The organism is Micromonospora sp. WMMC415, from assembly GCF_009707425.1.
Classification (GTDB): Bacteria; Actinomycetota; Actinomycetes; order Mycobacteriales; family Micromonosporaceae; genus Micromonospora.
The window spans coordinates 1,108,328-1,127,197 of record NZ_CP046104.1 but is presented as its reverse complement, the minus strand read 5'-3'; the positions used below and the strand labels follow the sequence as shown (position 1 = coordinate 1,127,197).

Annotated in this window: 9 protein-coding genes and 2 rRNA genes; 5 read left to right on the top strand and 6 right to left on the bottom strand. The window is 71.4% G+C overall.

The features are described 5' to 3' along the window. Positions 1 to 79: 79 nt before the first annotated feature. Complete coding sequence (locus tag GKC29_RS05525; protein WP_155329786.1) at positions 80 to 1,288, top strand: acyltransferase; 1,209 nt, start codon at positions 80 to 82, stop codon at positions 1,286 to 1,288. Positions 1,289 to 1,380: 92 nt separating this feature from the next. Beyond that, complete coding sequence (locus GKC29_RS05520; protein WP_155329785.1) at positions 1,381 to 2,577, top strand: glycosyltransferase family 4 protein; 1,197 nt, start codon at positions 1,381 to 1,383, stop codon at positions 2,575 to 2,577. Here GKC29_RS05520 and GKC29_RS05515 read toward each other — a convergent pair. The 3 genes from GKC29_RS05515 to GKC29_RS05505 are packed head-to-tail and all read right to left on the bottom strand — an operon-like array spanning position 2,562 to position 6,360. After that, positions 2,562 to 2,756 (bottom strand): hypothetical protein, encoded by a 195-nt coding sequence (locus GKC29_RS05515; RefSeq protein WP_155329784.1) that lies wholly within the window; start codon positions 2,754 to 2,756, stop codon positions 2,562 to 2,564. The two genes, GKC29_RS05520 and GKC29_RS05515, sit on opposite strands and share 16 nt — an antisense overlap. Before the next feature lie 35 nt (positions 2,757 to 2,791). After that, positions 2,792 to 4,471, bottom strand: a complete 1,680-nt coding sequence (locus GKC29_RS05510; RefSeq protein WP_155329783.1) for a hypothetical protein — start codon at positions 4,469 to 4,471, stop codon at positions 2,792 to 2,794. A gap of 11 nt (positions 4,472 to 4,482) precedes the next feature. Then, positions 4,483 to 6,360, bottom strand: coding sequence for a hypothetical protein (locus GKC29_RS05505; RefSeq protein WP_370463352.1), 1,878 nt, complete (start codon positions 6,358 to 6,360; stop codon positions 4,483 to 4,485). A gap of 166 nt (positions 6,361 to 6,526) precedes the next feature. Here GKC29_RS05505 and GKC29_RS05500 point away from each other — a divergent pair, with 166 nt between their 5' ends. Both GKC29_RS05500 and GKC29_RS05495 read left to right on the top strand, forming a co-directional pair. Further along, complete coding sequence (locus GKC29_RS05500; protein ID WP_155329781.1) at positions 6,527 to 10,840, top strand: alpha-(1->3)-arabinofuranosyltransferase; 4,314 nt, start codon at positions 6,527 to 6,529, stop codon at positions 10,838 to 10,840. Then, positions 10,837 to 12,099: a polysaccharide biosynthesis protein gene (locus GKC29_RS05495; RefSeq protein ID WP_196255815.1), complete on the top strand. Its 1,263-nt coding sequence runs from the start codon at positions 10,837 to 10,839 to the stop codon at positions 12,097 to 12,099. The genes GKC29_RS05500 and GKC29_RS05495 overlap by 4 nt, the downstream gene beginning before the upstream one ends. A 10-nt stretch (positions 12,100 to 12,109) precedes the next feature. On the opposite strand, the gene nudC is transcribed toward GKC29_RS05495, so the two are convergent. Further along, entirely contained in the window at positions 12,110 to 13,027 is a 918-nt protein-coding gene (gene nudC / locus GKC29_RS05490; protein ID WP_155329780.1) for an NAD(+) diphosphatase, read from the bottom strand. Positions 13,028 to 13,190: 163 nt separating this feature from the next. Between nudC and GKC29_RS05485 the strand changes: the two genes are divergently transcribed. Beyond that, positions 13,191 to 14,996, top strand: a complete 1,806-nt coding sequence (locus GKC29_RS05485) for a VanW family protein (RefSeq protein WP_155329779.1) — start codon at positions 13,191 to 13,193, stop codon at positions 14,994 to 14,996. A gap of 455 nt (positions 14,997 to 15,451) precedes the next feature. On the opposite strand, the gene rrf is transcribed toward GKC29_RS05485, so the two are convergent. Both rrf and GKC29_RS05475 read right to left on the bottom strand, forming a co-directional pair. After that, positions 15,452 to 15,568: ribosomal RNA gene (rrf, locus tag GKC29_RS05480) — 5S ribosomal RNA — on the bottom strand. An 83-nt stretch (positions 15,569 to 15,651) separates the two neighbouring features. After that, positions 15,652 to 18,765, bottom strand: a 23S ribosomal RNA gene (locus GKC29_RS05475). Positions 18,766 to 18,870: the final 105 nt, after the last annotated feature.

Here is an 18,870-nt window from a genome sequence, read left to right as displayed (position 1 = left end):
GTCGCCGGGGGCACCCGATCCTTAACATGGCGGGAGGTTACTCTCCGGTCACCCTCAAAGCGACCCCCTGGATGTCCAGATGTCCACAGCCGCCGCGCCACCTGCGTCGGAGCCTTCGGCCAGCGGCCGACTTCCCGCCCTCGACGCGCTCCGCGCGGTCGGTGCGGCCGCCGTGGTCGGTCACCACGTCGGTTTCCACACCGGCGCGACCGCCGCCGAGCAGTGGGGTGGGTGGCTCGCACGGCTGGACGTCGGGGTCGCGATCTTCTTCGTGCTCTCCGGGTTCCTGCTGTTCCGGCCCTGGGCGCTGAGCGCCGCCACCGGCCGGCCCCGCCCCGGCACCGGCCGGTACCTGTGGCGCCGCGCGCTGCGGATCCTGCCCGCGTACTGGCTGGCGGTGGCGGTCTGCCTGATCGTGCTCCCGCAGAACCGGCCCGCGTCGGCCGGCGACTGGCTGCGCCACCTCACCTTCACCCAGATCTACGAACGGGGTCAGCTCCGGCACGGCCTCAGCCAGACGTGGAGCCTGGCGACCGAGGTGGCGTTCTACCTGATCCTGCCGCTGGTCGCCGCGCTGGCGGTGGGCCGCACCTGGCGGCCGGTCCGCACCACGCTCGTGGCCGCGGGCGGCGTCCTGGTGACCGCCGCCTGGCTCGGCGGTATGGCGGGGGGCTGGCTCGACACCGGCCTGCACACCACCTGGCTCCCCGCGTACGGGGCCTGGTTCGGCGCCGGCATGGCCCTGGCGGCCGCCCACGTGGCGCTGCAGACCCGGACCGCACCGGCGGCCTTCCGGGTGCTGGACGACCTGGCCGCGGCACCGATCGCGTGCTGGGTGGCGGCGGTCGGTCTGCTCGCGATCGCGACGACGCCGGTGGCCGGCCCGCGTGACCTCGCCGAGCCGACCGTGGCGGAGTTCGCCGTCAAACTCACGCTGTACCTCGCGATCGGGGTGCTGATCCTGGTGCCGGTGGCGTTCGGCCGGCCCACCCGGACGCAGGCCGTCCTCGGCGCCACCCCCGCCCGCTGGCTCGGCGCGGTGTCGTACGGGTTGTTCCTCTGGCACCCGCTGATCCTCGAACTGATCTACCTCGTGGCCGACCGGCCCCTGTTCACCGGCGGTCTGGTCAGCACGTTCGCCCTGACCATGGCCGGTGGCCTGGCCTACGCGGCGGTCAGCTACTACGGCATCGAGCGGCCGATCACGCTGCTCGGCAACCAGCGCCGACAGCGGCCGGTCACGCCCGTCCCCGACGCCCCGCTGCCGGCGGTCGGCCCGTCACGCTGAGCAGCGTCATCGGATCTGACCATTGCCGCCGCCAACTGTTAACGCCTAGTGTGACGCGCGTCGCGAATTTATTACTTGAGAGTAGGACTCGCGTGGAACACAGCGCCGACACCCCCGGACACGTCCTGTTCCTCAACTGGCGGGACACCCGCAACCCCGAGGGTGGCGGCTCCGAGGTGTACGTCGAGCGGATCGCCGCGGAGCTGGTCACCCGCGGCTTCCGTGTCACGTTGTTCTGCGCCGCCCACGACCGGGCACCCGCGGACGAGGTCAACGACGCCGGCGTCCGCCTGGTGCGGCGCGGCGGTCGCCACACGGTGTACCTGTGGGCGGCACTCTGCTACGTCGCCGGCGCCCTGGGCTTCGGCCCGCTCTCGCGGCGGCGGGGCGGCCGGCCGGACATCCTGGTGGACGTCTGCAACGGCCTGCCGTTCCTGGCGCCGCTGTGGGCACGACGGCCGGTGGTGAAGCTGATCCACCACGTCCACCGCGAGCAGTGGCCCGTGGTGCTCCCGCCGTGGGCGGCCCGGTTCGGCTGGTGGGTCGAGTCGTCGTTCGCCGTACGCGTCTACCGCCGCTGCCGCTACGTCACGGTCTCCGAGGCCACCCGCCGCGAACTCGCCACCCTCGGTGTGCCGCCGGAGCAGGTCTCCGTGGTGCACAACGGCACGCCCACCCTTCCCCGCACCGACGTCGAGCGGGCACCGTTTCCGCTGCTCGTGACGCTCAACCGGCTGGTCCCCCACAAGCGCGTCGAGGTGGCGCTGCGGGCCGTCGCGGCCCTCGCCGACGAGTTGCCGCAGCTGCGGCTGGTCGTCGCCGGACAGGGCTGGTGGGAGCCGCACCTGCACGACGTCGCCGGCGACCTGGGCATCAGCGACCGGGTGGAGTTCCGTGGCTTCGTCACGGAGGAGGAGAAGGCGGCCCTGCTCGCCTCGGCGTGGGTGGCGCTGACCCCGTCGCTCAAGGAGGGCTGGGGGCTGACGATCGTGGAGGCGGGCTCCGCCGGCACCCCCACCGTCGCGTTCCGGGACGCCGGCGGCGTCGCCGAGGCCGTGGTGGACGGGCGCACCGGACTGCTCGCCGACGACATCGACGACTACGTGGCCAAGGTGCGCACGCTGCTCCACGAGGACGAAGTCCGGCGGAGGATGGGCGCGGAGGCCCGGCAGCACGCCGCGTCCTTCACCTGGGAGGCCGCGGGCGGGCACTTCGCGGCCATCGTGGCCGCGCAGGATGCGCCCCGCCGGGTTCACCGGCGGGGCGAACCGTCCTACCTGATGCCGTAGACCGTCGGGGCGTACGGATCCTGCTTGCCGGCCCGCTGGGCCGCCTCACGGACGCTCTTGGCCTCCTGTGCCGCCTCGGCGTCGGTGGTGGTGGCGGCTGCCGCGACACCCCCGAGGGCCAGGACACCGAGCAACGCCGCGACCAGACCCGAGACGAGCAGGGTGAGGGCTTTACGCATGCCAATCCTCCTATGGCGAGACGTGCGAGCGGACGTTACCACGCGGTAGGCCTCCGGCGTAGCGCCGAAAGTGCCGCACCGAGAACCACCAGGACGGCAGCCGCCAACGCCGCCACGACCGACCACCGCGCCGTTCGGCCGGACGCCGGGCGGGCCGCTGCGTCCGGATTGCGGTAGAGCGTGAGGAACGGACCGTCGTGGACGACCTGGAGGCCGGCGAGGGCGGCGGGCTCCACCCGGCCCGCCGACCCGTGCTGGACCACCACCCAGCGCACCCCGGTCGCGGCCACCGGCCGGCCCTCCCGCAGCAGGCGGCGCACCTCCCGGACGCGCGGGTTCTCCCCGGCCACCTCCAGGGTCCCCACCCGCAGCGTGTCGTCGGCGAGCACCGTCCCGGGCAGGTAGCGGGGCAGGGGATCCAGCACGACCCGGTCCGGGTTCCACGGGTACGCCCGGTACGCGGACAGCGGCAGCGCCAGGATCTCCCCGGGCTCACCGGTCACCCGCCCGGACACCACCCGCCAGTCCGCCGGGTAGTCGACCGGACGTAGCCGCCCCGCTCCGCCCACCGCGAGGTCCGGCATGGTGGCGATCGGCAGGAGCAACAACCCCGCCAGGACCAGCCCGGCCAGGTCCCGGTCGGCCCGGGCGGCCAGCCGCTCGGCGCCCAGCGCGACGCAGAGCACCAGCAGCAGCGCGTACGGGGCGAGGAACTTCTGTCCGTCACGCAGCAGCCCGGCGCCCGGCACCTCCACCACGGCCCACCGCAGCAGCGCGTCCCCGCCGGGGAGCACGCCGAGCGCCGCGAGCAGGAAACCCCCGGCGGCGAGGATCGCCAGCCGCCCGGCTGCGCCCGCCGGCAGTCGCCGCCACAGCAGGCCGACACCGGCCGCCGCGAGCGCCAGCAGCACCAGCGTCACCAGCGGCACCAGCGGCGCGGACCGGCTGCCGGGGGTCGCCTGGGCGCTCCAGATGCCACCGGTGCCCGCCAGCGCGGCCAGGGGGCCGGCCCAGTTCTCGGCGCGGGCGGCGAACGCCGCCACCCCGGCCGGGTCCGAGGAACCACCGGCCCCGGTGACCGCCGCCGCCACGATCCACGGGGCGTTGAGCAGCGCGACGGCACCAACCACCAGCGCCGACACCCGCCGGCGGCCCCGACCGACCACGAGCAGGGCCACCGTGCCGAACGCGAGCAGACCACCGGTCGGGGTGATCGCGGCGGGCGCCGCGACGAGCACCAGCCGGGGCGCCGCGCCCGACACGCCCGCCCGCACCTGGAGCCCCCCGCGCACGATCCACGGCAGCGCCGCGTACGCGACGAGCAGCCCCCACTGCCCGATCAGCAGCCGTTCGGCGAGGTACGGCGTCCACGCGTACCCGACCGCGGCGAGCAGCCGCACCGCCCGCCGCTCCGTCGGCACGAGACGACCGGCCCCGACGGCGGCCAGGAACACCGCCGCGACGAGTACCAGCCGCTGGAGCAGCCAGCCCGGCAGGAACTGCGTGACGACGGAGACCACCGCGTCCATCGGCACCGCACGCGGCAGGCTCTGCGCGGGCGCGACCAGTTCCCAGCTCAGCGGCTGCCGGGGCACGAACACCATGTCGTACAGCAGCACGTAGCCGGGTAGGGCGAGCGGGGCGAGCACCAGCGCGGTGACGGCGGCGGCGACGACGTACAGCGACGCCGAGCGGCTGGAGACGGCGGGGGGCATGGGACCGGTACTCAGGACGCCGGCACCAGCCTGCCGACGGTGATCAGGTTGGTGCAGAGACCGACCTTCGGATCGTCGACCGTGATCTGGACGGCGTCCCCCGCCCCTTCCAGGTTGAAGTAGACCTCGTTGAGGCCGCGCCGCAGGTCGAGCTCCCGCGTCGCCTCGCCGAGCCGGAACGTCGCCGTGGCCTCCCCGGAGCTGAGGTAGCCGAAGTGCACCACGTACGGCCACTCCTCCAGCGGCCCGTCCAGCGGGATCCGGGTGGACAGACCGTCCCTGACGATGTGCCCGCAGTCGGGCACGCCACCGGGCAGGATCTTCCGGCCCTGCACCGCGGCGGGCCGGATACGGCCCGCGTCGTCGAACATCGACGGCCGCTCGGCCACCGTCACGAAGACCGGCCGGCGCTCCGCCGGGCGGAAGAAGTGCGACTGCCGGTTGTCCGGCCAGAAGTACCCGGCGACGACCCGGTCGGGCACGAGACCGTCCAGGAAGACGGTCCCCGGTGGGGCCGCCGCCAACTCCTCCTGAGCGGTGGCCAGGTACTCGCGGCCGTGCTTGGTGCTCCAGTTGTCGCCGAACCGGGCGGTGGTCCAGAGCGTGCCGACCCCGATGGTCACCAGCACGGCGATCATCGACACCAGCCCGACCGCGAACGCGCCGGGCTCGCGCAGCACGGTCGGCACCGGCCAAGCGCTGACGTCGGCCTCCTCCGCGTCGGAGCGGCCCAGCAGGGCCGTTCCCACGCAGATCGCGGCGACCACCACCACGTCGGCGACGTACCGGGGCACCAGACCGGCGAGCGGGCTGAGCACGTCGCCCAGCCGGGTGGCGGCGAACAGCGCGCCCACCATCGCGACGTACGACAGCAGGAGCAGCCACGCCCGACCGGCCGACGGACGCCGCCGCACGGTCACCACGACCACCGTGAGCAGCGCCGCCCAGGACAGCCACATCGCCACGTCGTACGGGTCCGCCAGTGGCGGCCCGTCACCGGCGTACGTCCACCGCCACGGGCCGCCCAGCAGCCCGGGGATCAGCGTCTTCCCGATCAGGTCCCCGAGGAACCCGAAAACCTCGCCGACCGAGCGTGGACCGGCCAGTTCCCCGGCCGGTCGGGTCAGGTAGAACGCCAGGTAGGCCCCCGAGAGCACACCCAGGATCAGCCACGCCGGCCAGTGCCGGCGGACGGTCTGCGCCAGGGACCGCCCCACCCCGCCCGAGGTGAAGAGGAAGAGCGTCAGGAGGAACAGCAGCGGCGCGATCAGCAGCGCCTTGGTGTCGAACAGCAGGCCGAAGACCAGCCACAGCGCGATGCCGACCAGGTGCCGCTTCCGCCCGGTCCGCACGTACCGCACCTGGGCCTTGACGGCGAGCACCATCGCCAACTGCACGGGCAGCAGCAGCAACCCGACCAGCCAGAGCGAGGACGCCTCCAGGGTCAGCGGGCTGAACAGGAACATGCACAGCGGGATCAGCAGGCCCCAGCCGGGACGCAGCAGGTCGCGCAGCAACCGGTAGAAGGCGACGCCCAGCGCGGCCTGGCCGACGGCCAGGAGCACCACCCACGGCCAGCCGGTGAAGCCGGCCGCCCGGACCATCAACCACGTCGCCAGCAGGCCGCCCGGCATCAGGTGGTTGTTGAAGGTCTGGAGGAGGAAGTCCGGTGTCAGTTGCGTGTCAATGGCCCGGGCGGCGATCACGAACTCGTCCTGGGAGAACCACCCCCGGGTGGCGAGGCTCGCGCGCCACGCCACGGCGACGACGATCAGGGCGATCGCGACGGCGCGGACGCGGTCGGCGCGGAGCCACCGTCCGAGGGACCAGCGTCCACCGTCGGCCGGTGCGGCCGGTTCCGGACGCGTCACGGCCTCAGCTTCTGGCATTGACATGGTCGGCAGCCTGCCACACGCTTACACGCCGTGGGGACCGCCGTTTTCCCGATACGCGACCCCAGCGCCCCAGGTCGCCGCCCGGAACGGTGTCCGGCTACCCTCTCGCGACACCGCCAGGCGTGGGCGGCGCGTCAGGACGGCGGAGACAGGAGCCGAGATGCGTGCAGAGGTGACAGATGCCACCGATCCGGGACTGAGCCGGACACGGCGTAACGCCCGGCGCTTCCGGCACCTGACCATCTGCATCGCGCTCTCCGCGCTCGCCTTCCAGCAGGAACCCGGCCTGATCGTGCCGGACACCAAGGTCGACCTCAACGTCAACCCCGCCGGCTGGCTGCTCCGCTCCCTGCACCTGTGGGATCCCGCCGGCACGTTCGGCCAGCTCCAGAACCAGGCGTACGGATATCTCTGGCCGATGGGACCGTTCTTCCTCGTCGGCTCGGAACTCGGCCTCGCCCCGTGGGTGGTCCAGCGGCTGTGGTGGGCGCTGCTCTTCTGCGTCGCGTACCTGGGCGCGGTCCGGCTGGCCGGCCGGCTCGGCATCGGCACCCCCGCCGGCCGCATGATCGCCGGCGTCGCGTTCGCGCTCTCCCCCCGCATCCTGACGCAGCTCGGCTGGTCGTCCGTGGAGGCCTGGCCCAGCGCGGTCGCGCCCTGGGTGCTGATCCCCCTGGTGGGCCTGGCGCGGGGAGCCCCGCTGCGGCGCGCCGTCGCCGGATCGGCGGTGGCCGTCGCCTGCGCCGGCGGGGTCAACGCGACGGCGGTGTTCGCGGTCGTCCCGCTCGCCGTACTCTGGCTGGCCACGCTGCGGCCGCTACGCCTCCGGCTCACCGCGCTCGCCGCCTGGTGCGGTGCGGTCCTCCTGGCCACCGCCTGGTGGCTGGTGCCACTGCTGACCCTCGGCCGCTACAGCCCCCCGTTTCTCGACTACATCGAGACCGCCCGCTTCACCACCAGCGTCACGGACGCGGTCACGGTCCTCCGCGGCACCTCGTACTGGGTGGCGTACCTGGGCAACCCGTTCGGGCCGACGATCCCGGCCGGAGCGCGACTCGCCACCGAGCCGCTGCTCGTCGTGGCCACGCTGGTGGTCGCCGGTCTGGGCGTGCTGGGCCTGTCCCGGCGCGGGATGCCCCACCGCCGGTTCCTCGTCACCGGCGTGGTGCTCGGTGCCGCCATGGTCGGCCTCGGCCACCTCGGCGACCTGCCGAACACCTTCGCCGAGCCCCAGCGCCAGTTTCTCGACGCGGCCGGTGCGCCGCTACGCAACGTGCACAAGTTCGACGTCCTGCTGCGCCTGCCGCTGGCGCTCGGCGTGGCACACCTGGTCGGCCTGACGGTACGGGCCGCGCGGACCGCGCCCGCCCGGCGCCGTCGCCGTACGGCGGCCCGCGCCTGGCTGACCGCGGGGGTGGCGATGACGGCCGTCGCCGGGGTGGCCGCGCCGGCGCTCGCCGGCTCGCTCGCGACACCCGGCAGCGTCCGCGACGTCCCCGGCTACTGGCAGGAAGCCGCCGACTGGCTGGACGCGAAGAGCGACGGCGGGCGGGTGCTCGTCGTCCCCGGCGCCCGGTTCCCCTCCTACGACTGGGGCAACACCACCGACGAGATCACGCAGCCGCTGCTCGACGGCCCGTGGGCGGTCCGCAACGCCATCCCGTTCACCCCGCCGGCCACGATCCGGCTGCTCGACGCGATCGAGTCCACGCTCGCCACCGGCGCGGGCTCGGCCGGGCTCGCCGACCTGCTCGCGCGCTCGGGGGTCAGCCACGTCCTGTTCCGCGCCGACCTCGACCACGGCCGCTCGGACACGGCCCGCCCGCTGGTCGTGCGCCAGGCGCTGGAACGGTCACCCGGCCTGACCCGGGTGGCTACCTTCGGCCCGGTGCGGGGCGGCCCACCCGAGGGCACGCACCGCGACCAGGGCCTCGACGCTCCGGTGCGGGCCCTGGAGATGTACCGGGTCGACCGTCCCGTGGAACGGGTCGTCGCGTACGACAGCGCGGACGTCACGACCGTGGTGGGCGGTCCCGAGTCACTTCTCGACCTCGCCGCGGCCGGGCAACTTCCCGCGGCGCCGACCATCCTCGCCGGCGACCTGCCCGACGGCGGGCCGCCCGGTGCGGTCACCCTCACCGACGGGCTCCGCAAGCGGGACGTGTCGTTCGGCCGGCTGCGCGACAACACGTCCGCGACCCTCACCGCCGCCGACACCTACGACGTACCGGCGCCGGCCCACGACTACCTGCCCGAGTGGGGCGCCGAGCAGAGCACGGTCGCGCGCTTCGAGGGCATCGACGCCGTCCGGGCGTCCTCCGCCCGCTCGCAGGTCGGGGTACGCGGCGGCGCCCGGCCCGAGCACCAGCCGTACGCGGCGATCGACGGGGACGTCACCACGTCCTGGCAGTCCGCCCCGGACACCGGCGGCAGCGGGCAGTGGCTCCAGATCGACCTCGCCAACCCGACCCGGGTGACCGAGGTCCGGGTCCGCTTCGACCTGACCGCCGACACGGTGCCGACGAAGGTGACCGTCACCGCCGGCTTCGAGGCGCTCTCCGTCGAGTCGTTCGGCGACAGCATGACGTTCGCCCTGCCCGGCGTCCACGCGACCCGGGACGTCCGGATCGCCATCGACGGCACCATCGGCACTGGCCGCGGTGGCGGCACGGTCGGCATCGCCGAGGTCGAGATCCCCGGCATCCGCACCAGCCGCACGCTGGCACTGCCCGCCGCTCCCGCCACCGAGCGCCCGGCGGCGCTGCTCGTCTCGGCGGCTCCGACCACGCCGGCCTGCTTCTTCGTCGACGGCCGCCCGCGCTGCTCGACCGACGCCGCCCGGGGTTCCGAGGACGGCCGCGCGATCGACCGCACGGCGACCCTGCCGGCCGCCGGCACGTACACCGCGAAGGTGTGGGCGCGCCCGACACCGGGCGATGCGCTGAACGCGGCCCTCGACGAGGAGGTGGCCGCCGCTCAGGCGCTGCGGCTGGCCCCCACGGTGACCGCTTCCTCCACGGCCGTCCCCGACCCGGCCGGCCGGCCGGGCGCCGCGCTCGACGGGGACCCGGCGACCGCCTGGTCCCCCGCCACCAGCGACGAGGCCCCGATCCTGCGCCTGCAGTGGCTCCGGCCGCAGCTCATCACGGGTCTGCGGTTCTCGCTCCCCGCCGACGCGGCCGCCACGAAGGTGGGCAGCGTACGGGTGGTCGGTGACGACGGTGTCCGGGGCGGGCTGCTGGGCACCGGCGGCCTCCTCACCATGGACCCGCCGATGCGCACCGACGAGATCACCATCCAGTTCCTCGACAAGCCCTCCGTGTACAGCACCGACCCGTACGGGCTGCGCCCACCGGAGCCGCTACCGGTCGCGGTCGGTGAGATCACCGTCCTGCCGGCGGCGCCCACGGTGCGGCCGAAGCTGGACGCGCCCGTCCGGCTCGCCTGCGGCACCGGCCCGACGGTGGAGGTCGGCGGAGCCCGCGTCACCACCGCGCTCCGGGCCACCGTGCGGGACCTGCTGGAGCTGCGCGAGGTGCCGGCGGAGCCGTGCGGCCGTGGCACCCCCCGGCAGATCCGGCTCGCCGAGGGCGACCAGCGTCTCGTCGCCTCGGCCAGCCGCCTGGCCGCGCCCACCCGGGTCGCGCTGGTGCCGAAGGAGACCGGGACCACCGGCGCGGTGACGCCGAGCGCCGTCCAGGTCTCCTCGTGGGACGCCACCGAGCGACGGGTACGCGTCGGCGAGCACGCCGCCGACCGTGTCCTCGCCGTCCGGGAGAACACCAACCCCGGCTGGGAGGCCACCGTGGCCGGCAAGCCGCTACGGCCGGTCGTCGTCGACGGGTGGCAGCAGGGCTGGCTGCTGCCGGCCGGTGTCTCCGGCGAGGTCGTCCTGCGCTTCGCGCCCGACGGCTCGTACCGGGTGGGCCTGCTCGCCGGCGGTGTCCTGCTCGTGGTGGTCGTGGTCCTGGCGGTGCTCCCCGACCGCCACCGGGGTGACCGACCGCCGACCCGTGCGGTCCGGCGCCGGGTGACCCGGTCCGTCCCCCTGCTGGCGGTCGGCGCCGTCGCGCTGCTGATGCTCGGTGGCATCGTCGGCGGTCTGCTGGTCGCCGCCGGCGTCCTGCTCGCCCTCCCCGGCGCGATCCCGCTGCCCCGGTCGGCGGATCCACGCCGGGTCCGGCTCGTCACCCGGCTCGCCGAGACCTGGCTCCCGGCCGCCCTGGTCGTCCTGGCGGCCTGGGCGTACCTCGACGCCGCGCAACGGCACACCGCCGTCCTTCCGCAACTGCTCATGGTGCTCGCCCTCGGCTGCCTCTGGCTGTCGACGACCGTCCGGCGGCGGCCCGTCCGGCGCACACCGCCACGTCCGGCCGAGTCCGCGTCGCCGCCCGTCCCGCCGCCCGGGCTGCCGCACCAGCGCGGTCCGGAGGCAGCCTCGTGGCGCGACTCCGACCTGTCGGGGATCACGTGAACCGGCGAACCGCCGGTGGCGACGTGGTGCGTACGCGTCCCGAGCCCGTCGGCGTACGCGCGCTGGGCGCGGCCGGCCTCGCCGTCACCGCCGCCGGGATCCTGGGGAACGGTCTCGCCTACGTGGCGCCGGTCCTGGCCGCCCGGCAGCTCGACGCCGCCGACCTCAGCGCCCTCGCCACCGCCCTCGGCCTGATCGCCATCGCGAGCGTGCCGGGATTCGGCCTGCAGCTCGCCGTCGCGGTGCACCACGCCCGGCACGGGCACTCGGACACCCGCCGGGCCGCCCTGGTGACCGCCACGCTCTGCGCGGGGGCGCTGGTCGTGGCCACTCCGCTGCTCACCACCGCGCTGCGCCTCCCGGTCGAGGTGTCGATCCTGTCCGCGGTCACCACGGCGGCGATCGTGCTCGCCTGCCGCCCGCTCGGGGAACTCCAGGGCGGGCAGCGGTTCGTCCGGCTCGCCGTCGGGATGGTCCTGCTGGCCGTCGGCCGGTACGGGGGCGTACTCGTCGGTCTGCTCCTGGGTCTCGGACTGACCGGGTCGCTGCTCCTCGGCGCGGTGTCCGCCGTGCTCACCCCGCTCGCGCTCGCCGTGCTGGCCCGACCGGCCACGGCGACGGCCGCACCGGCGGCACCGGCGCTCGGCGCCGGTCGGATCCTTACCGGTTGCGGGGCGACGCTCGCCATGCTCGTCGTCTCGTACGCGGACCTGCTGCTCGCCCGCCAGCTGCTGCCGGCCGGCGACGCGGGGGCGTACGCCGTGGGGACGGTCCTCACGAAGGGCGCGCTCTGGGCACCGCAGGTGGCGACGGTGCTCGCCCTGCCCCGGCTGGCCCGCGGCGATCGGCGCAGCCGGACCGTCGCGCTGGCCCTCACCGGCGGGTGCGGGCTGCTGCTGGTGCTCGCCTCGGCGTCCGCCGGTGGGCTGGCGTTCCGGCTCGCCGGGGGCACCGACTACACCCATCTCGGTGGGTACGCGCCGCTCTTCGCCGCCGTCGGGGCGCTCTACGCGGTCGTGTTCGTTCTGCTGAACGCCGCGGTCGCGGCCGGGGTCCGCTGGCCCGCCGCGCCCCTGTGGGTGGGGAGCGTCGTCCTGGTCGTCACCGCGGTGTCGATCGCGCCCCGTACGGTGGCCGGCCTGCTCTGGTGCGCCCTCGGCACCGCCGTGGTCATGACGCTCACGATGGCCGTCCGCGCGTGGCTGACGCCGCCGGGTGCCGGGCAGCCGGCGTCTCCCGGTGTGCGGGGCCACGGCTGACCTGCCGGGATCAGCCCTCGGCGAGCCAGCGGTTCAGCAGGTGGTGGTCGATCGAGTCGAGCCGACCGAGCGGCCGGCCCGCGGCCACCCGCTCCCGCAGCTCGGCACGGGTGAACCAGCGTGCCTCCAGCAGTTCGTGGCCGTCGACCCGTACCTCCTCGGACGCGGCGATGGCCCGGAACCCCACCATCAGCCCGGCCGGGAACGGCCAGGCCTGCGAGCCCTGGTACGCCACGTCCGTCACGACCACACCGGCCTCCTCGGCCATCTCCCGCCGGACCGCGTCCTCCAGGCTCTCGCCCACCTCGACGAAGCCGGCCAGCGTCGAGTACGCCCCTTCGGGTGCGCCGGCGTGCCGGGCCAGCAGGCAGCGGCCCGGCGGACCGGGGGCCTCCATCAGCACGATGATCGCCGGTTCGATCCGGGGGAAGAACAGCCGGCCGCAGTGCACCGCGGCGCAGCGGCGGACGTGCCCCGCGTCCCGGGCCTCCGTCGGCGCGCCGCACGTGCCGCAGTACCGCTGCTGGCGGTGCCAGTGCAGCAGGCCCCGCGCGTACGCCTGGGTGGCCGCCTCGGCGGGGGTGAGCCGCCCGACGAGCCGCCGTACGTCGGTGACCGCGGTCGCCCCGGCCAGTTGGCGGGCGGCGTCCTCGGTCAGCCCGGACAGGTCCACCGCGAAGACCGGCTCCCCGGCGTCCAGGCCGAGGAACACGGCCTCGTCCGCGACAGCACGCGCCTGCGCAGCCCGTTCCCCGGCCAACCGGACCGGTGTGTCCCCGGCCACCAGGCAGTGGTCCCGCCAGAGGGCCAGCAGCCGCGCCCCGGGCCCGGCCAGCAACGCCGCCACCCGCTCCGGGTCGGCCCGCAGCGCCCCCGCCCGGTCCACCCAGCCACCGCCGTACGCCAGGACCGCATCGTCCACCCGCATGCTCACACCGTTTCATGTTCGCCACCGTGGGCGACCATCGGGTCGGTCCGCGACACGCGCTGACGGGACGGGCCGGGAGCAGGCTGCCGCGGCGCCGACACGTTGGTTACCGTAGTTGTCTTCCGGGCGGGAAACCCGCTCGTGTGTGGCGCCCCCGATCGAGGTGACTGTGACGCTGTACGGCGAAAAAACCCCGCCCGCCGACGACCGGCCCACCGTGCAGGTGACCGCGGTGCGGTGGCCGGTCGAGGAGTCGGTGCCCGCCGGGTCGCCGGGTCGCGGGCGGTCCCGCCGCGCCCGGATGCTGCTCGCCACCGGCCTCGCCACCGCGGTGCTCGCTTCCGTGGCCGGTGTGGGCGCCTACGCGTACGCCGGTGACGTGCCGCGCGGCACGACGGTGCTCGGCGCCGAGCTCGGCGGCCGGAGCCGCTCGGACGCCGCCCGCGAGCTCCGTGCGGAGCTGGACCGGCGGGCGGCCGAGTTCGGCGCACCGGTGACCGTACGCGTCGGCGAGCGCACGGCGGAGATCAACCCGGCCGATGTCGGGCTCGCGGTCGACGTCGACGCGACCGTCGCGGCCGCCGTGCAGGCGGAGGCGCACGCGGTCGACCGGCTGGTCGGGTCCCGCGACGTGCAGCCGGTGGTGACCGTGGACGTGGCCCGCCTCGACGCGGCGCTCAAGAAGGTCGTGGGCGACCAGGGCCGCAAGATGACCATGCCGGCGATCACCTGGAGCGGCCTCACCCCGAAGGCCGTGCATCCGAAGCCCAGCCTCGCCCTCGACCCGGAGCGTTCCGCGCAGGTGGTGCGCGAGGGTTGGCTGAGTGATCAGCCGATCGCCGTCCCGCTCATCGAGAAGCACCCGGCGACCACCGCCGAGGAGGTCGACACGATGGTGGCCGAGCTGGCGAAGCCCGCGGTGGCGGCGCCGGTCACGCTGACCACGGACAAGGGCTCGGTGACGATCCCGCCGTCGGCCATCGCGAAGAGTCTGCGGTTCAGCGCCGACGACACCGGCAAGCTGACCGCGCGGGTGGACGTCAAGCGGCTCCGTACGGCGCTCGGCGGCGACCTGGCCAAGGTCGAGGTGCCCCCGCAGGACGCGCAGATCACCCTCACCGGCGGCAAGCCGAAGATCACCGACGGCAAGCCGGGGCAGCAGCTGGACACCTCCATGCTCGGGGAGGCCCTGCTCGCGGTCCTGCCCTTGGCGGACGGCCGGAAGGTCACCGGCACGCTCAAGCCGGCGGAGCCGGAGCTGACCGCGGCGAAGCTCGCCGGGCTGGGCATCAAGGAGCGGGTCTCGACGTTCACCACCAGGTTCCCCGGTGGGCTCTCCTCGCCGCGCAGCCAGAACATCATCACCGCCGCCAGGGACGTCGACAACACGCTCGTCCTGCCCGGCGAGACGTTCTCGCTCAACGGGCACACGGGGGAGCGGGGCTACGCCCAGGGCTACAAGGACGCCCCGGTCATCCTCAACGGCAAGCTGGTGCCCGGCGTCGGCGGTGGCGTCTCCCAGTTCACCACGACGCTGTTCAACGCGACCTACTACGCCGGCCTGGAGGACGTCGAGCACAAGCCGCACTCGTTCTACTTCAGCCGCTACCCGGCCGTCATCGAGTCGACGATCTTCTACCCGGACCTGGACTTCAAGTTCCGGAACAACACCGACCACGGCGTGCTGATCGACACCTCGTACACGGCCAGCACCATCACCGTCTCGATCTGGAGCACGAAGATCTGGGACAGCGTGAAGACCGAGTACGGCCCGCGCCGCAACGTCACCAAGCCGAAGACGGTCTACCTGGAGCCGGGCCCCACCTGCATCGCCGCCGCCGGCAGCGACGGCTTCACGCAGGACGCGTACCGGGTCTTCCGCAAGGACGGCAAGGTGGTAAAGCGGGAGAAGTTCAGCTGGCGCTACGACGCCGAGCCGCGCTTCATCTGCGCCCCCGAACCCTCCTGACCGCCGTCCCACGCAAGCTCCACACGGCCCCGCCGGCATCCTCGCCGGCGGGGCTTCGTCATGGCGTACGCACACCACGTCCCGCCCGAGGCCACGCGCACCTGTGCGTGCTCCTGGCCCGCCGCTCGCCGACGTGCGGCATGCCGTTGCCGGCGGGCTCGTGAGCTCCTTGACAAGGCGTGCTGGACCGGGCCGAGCCGCAGCCCGGGGCGGCGGTTTCCTGCCGGTGAGCCGGACAAGCGAGGGTTGTAGCGCCGGCCGATGGTCGTTTCCGGGTGGGCGGCGTTGCGGTATCCGACAGGGTCGGTCACCACCATGCCCGCGGCATCGGGTCGATCACCCGCCGGTGGCTTGGCGTCGATTCCGGGTTGTGGCATGGCGCCGGTGAAGAAACAAAAAGGGGGGCGGAAACGCGTTCAGGGCCACCCAGTTGGGTGGCCCTGAACGGGAAAGATGTCCGGCGGTGTCCTACTCTCCCACACCCTCCCGAGTGCAGTACCATCGGCGCTGGAGGGCTTAGCTTCCGGGTTCGGAATGTTACCGGGCGTTTCCCCTCCGCCATGACCGCCGTAACTCTATCGACATGTCAAACAACACCCACACGGGTTTGTTGTTCGTTTGTCGGGAGTTGCACAGTGGACGCGTAGCAGCTTTGTTGGTCAAGTCCTCGGCCTATTAGTACCGGTCAACTGAACCCGTTACCGGGCTTACATTTCCGGCCTATCAACCCAGTCGTCTAGCTGGGGGCCTTACCCACCCGAAGGTGGTGGGATACCTCATCTTGAAGCGAGCTTCCCGCTTAGATGCTTTCAGCGGTTATCCCTTCCGAACGTAGCTAACCAGCCGTGCCCCTGGCGGGACAACTGGCACACCAGAGGTTCGTCCGTCCCGGTCCTCTCGTACTAGGGACAGCCCTTCTCAAGTATCCTACGCGCACGGCGGATAGGGACCGAACTGTCTCACGACGTTCTAAACCCAGCTCGCGTACCGCTTTAATGGGCGAACAGCCCAACCCTTGGGACCTGCTACAGCCCCAGGATGCGACGAGCCGACATCGAGGTGCCAAACCATCCCGTCGATATGGACTCTTGGGGAAGATCAGCCTGTTATCCCCGGGGTACCTTTTATCCGTTGAGCGACACCGCTTCCACATGCCAGTGCCGGATCACTAGTCCCGACTTTCGTCCCTGCTCGACCTGTCAGTCTCACAGTCAAGCTCCCTTGTGCACTTGCACTCAACACCTGATTGCCAACCAGGCTGAGGGAACCTTTGGGCGCCTCCGTTACCCTTTAGGAGGCAACCGCCCCAGTTAAACTACCCACCAGACACTGTCCCTGAACCGGATAACGGTCCGAAGTTAGATACCCAAACCAACCAGAGTGGTATTTCAAGATTGCCTCCACCCGCACTGGCGTGCGAGCTTCACCGGCTCCCACCTATCCTACACAAGCTAATTCAGATACCAATGTCAAGCTATAGTAAAGGTCCCGGGGTCTTTCCGTCCTGCCGCGCGTAACGAGCATCTTTACTCGTAGTGCAATTTCGCCGGGCCTGTGGTTGAGACAGTGGGGAAGTCGTTACGCCATTCGTGCAGGTCGGAACTTACCCGACAAGGAATTTCGCTACCTTAGGATGGTTATAGTTACCACCGCCGTTTACTGGCGCTTAAGTTCTCCGCTTCGCCCCCGAAAGAGCTAACAGGTCCCCTTAACGTTCCAGCACCGGGCAGGCGTCAGTCCATATACATCGAATTACTTCTTCGCATGGACCTGTGTTTTTAGTAAACAGTCGCTTCCCCCTGCTCTCTGCGGCCATACAACGCTCCACCCGCGCGGGGCTTCACGTCTCCGGCCCCCCTTCTCCCTAAGTTACGGGGGCAATTTGCCGAGTTCCTTAACCACAGTTCGCCCGATCGCCTCGGTATTCTCTACCTGACCACCTGTGTCGGTTTGGGGTACGGGCCGCTCGGAACTCGCTAGAGGCTTTTCTCGGCAGCATAGGATCACTGACTTCACCTGAATCGGCTCGGCATCACGTCTCAGCCTATGTGTGCTGCGGATTTGCCTACAGCACGGCCTACACGCTTACCCCGGCACAACCACCGGCCGGGCTCAGCTACCTTCCTGCGTCACCCCATCGCTTGACTACTACCCGCCAGGTTCCCACGCTCCCCGTGTTTGGTCCGAAGACTGCCCACAGATCGGGTGGTTAGCACAACGAGGTTCGTCAGGGTCGCTCCTTCGCGGGTACGGGAATATCAACCCGTTGTCCATCGACTACGCCTCTCGGCCTCGCCTTAGGTCCCGACTCACCCAGGGCGGATTAGCCTGGCCCTGGAACCCTTGGTCATCCGGCGGAAGGGTTTCTCACCCTTCTTTCGCTACTCATGCCTGCATTCTCACTCGTGCCGCGTCCACAACTGGGTCACCCCGCTGCTTCACCCCCGGCACGACGCTCCCCTACCCACCCACACACCTGCACCAACACCCCGAAGAGCGCCGGCGAAGTACTTGTGTGAGTGCCACAGCTTCGGCGGTGTGCTTGAGCCCCGCTACATTGTCGGCGCGGAACCACTTGACCAGTGAGCTATTACGCACTCTTTAAAGGGTGGCTGCTTCTAAGCCAACCTCCTGGTTGTCTATGCGACCCCACATCCTTTTCCACTTAGCACACGCTTAGGGGCCTTAGCTGGTGATCTGGGCTGTTTCCCTCTCGACTACGAAGCTTATCCCCCGCAGTCTCACTGCCGCGCTCTCACTTACCGGCATTCGGAGTTTGGCTGATTTCGGTAAGCTTGTGGGCCCCCTAGACCATCCAGTGCTCTACCTCCGGCAAGAAACACGCGACGCTGCACCTAAATGCATTTCGGGGAGAACCAGCTATCACGGAGTTTGATTGGCCTTTCACCCCTAACCACAGGTCATCCCCCAACTTTTCAACGTTGGTGGGTTCGGCCCTCCACGCGGTCTTACCCGCGCTTCAGCCTGCCCATGGCTAGATCACTCCGCTTCGGGTCTAGGACACGCGACTGAATCGCCCTATTCAGACTCGCTTTCGCTACGGCTCCCCCACACGGGTTAACCTCGCCACATGCCACTAACTCGCAGGCTCATTCTTCAAAAGGCACGCCGTCACCCCGCAAGGCTCCGACGGATTGTAGGCGAACGGTTTCAGGTACTATTTCACTCCCCTCCCGGGGTACTTTTCACCATTCCCTCACGGTACTCGTCCGCTATCGGTCACCAGGAAGTATTTAGGCTTACCAGGTGGTCCTGGCAGATTCACGGCAGATTTCAGGAGTCCGCCGCTACTCGGGAACACCCACAGAAGACCAGCTGCTTTCACCTACCGGACTATCACCGTCTACGGTCGGCCTTTCCAGACCATTCGACTAACAACTGGCTTTGTAACTCCTCACACGAGTGTCAGCTCGTGTAGCAGGGTCCCACAACCCCGACCACGCAACCCCTGACAGGTATCACACGCAGCCGGTTTAGCCTCAATCCGCTTTCGCTCGCCACTACTCACGGAATCACTGTTGTTTTCTCTTCCTACGGGTACTGAGATGTTTCACTTCCCCGCGTTCCCTCCACACACCCTATGAGTTCAGGTGCGGGTGACACCACATGACTGATGCCGGGTTCCCCCATTCGGACACCCTGGGATCACAGCTCGGTTGACAGCTCCCCCAGGCCTATCGCGGCCTCCCACGTCCTTCATCGGCTCCTGGTGCCAAGGCATCCACCGTTCGCCCTTGACAACTTGACCACAAAGATGCTCGCGTCCACTGTGCAATTCTCAACAAACGACCAACCCACAACCCGAAACACCCCACACCAGCAACCCCACCCCCACGGGGGCAGCATCCGGTAT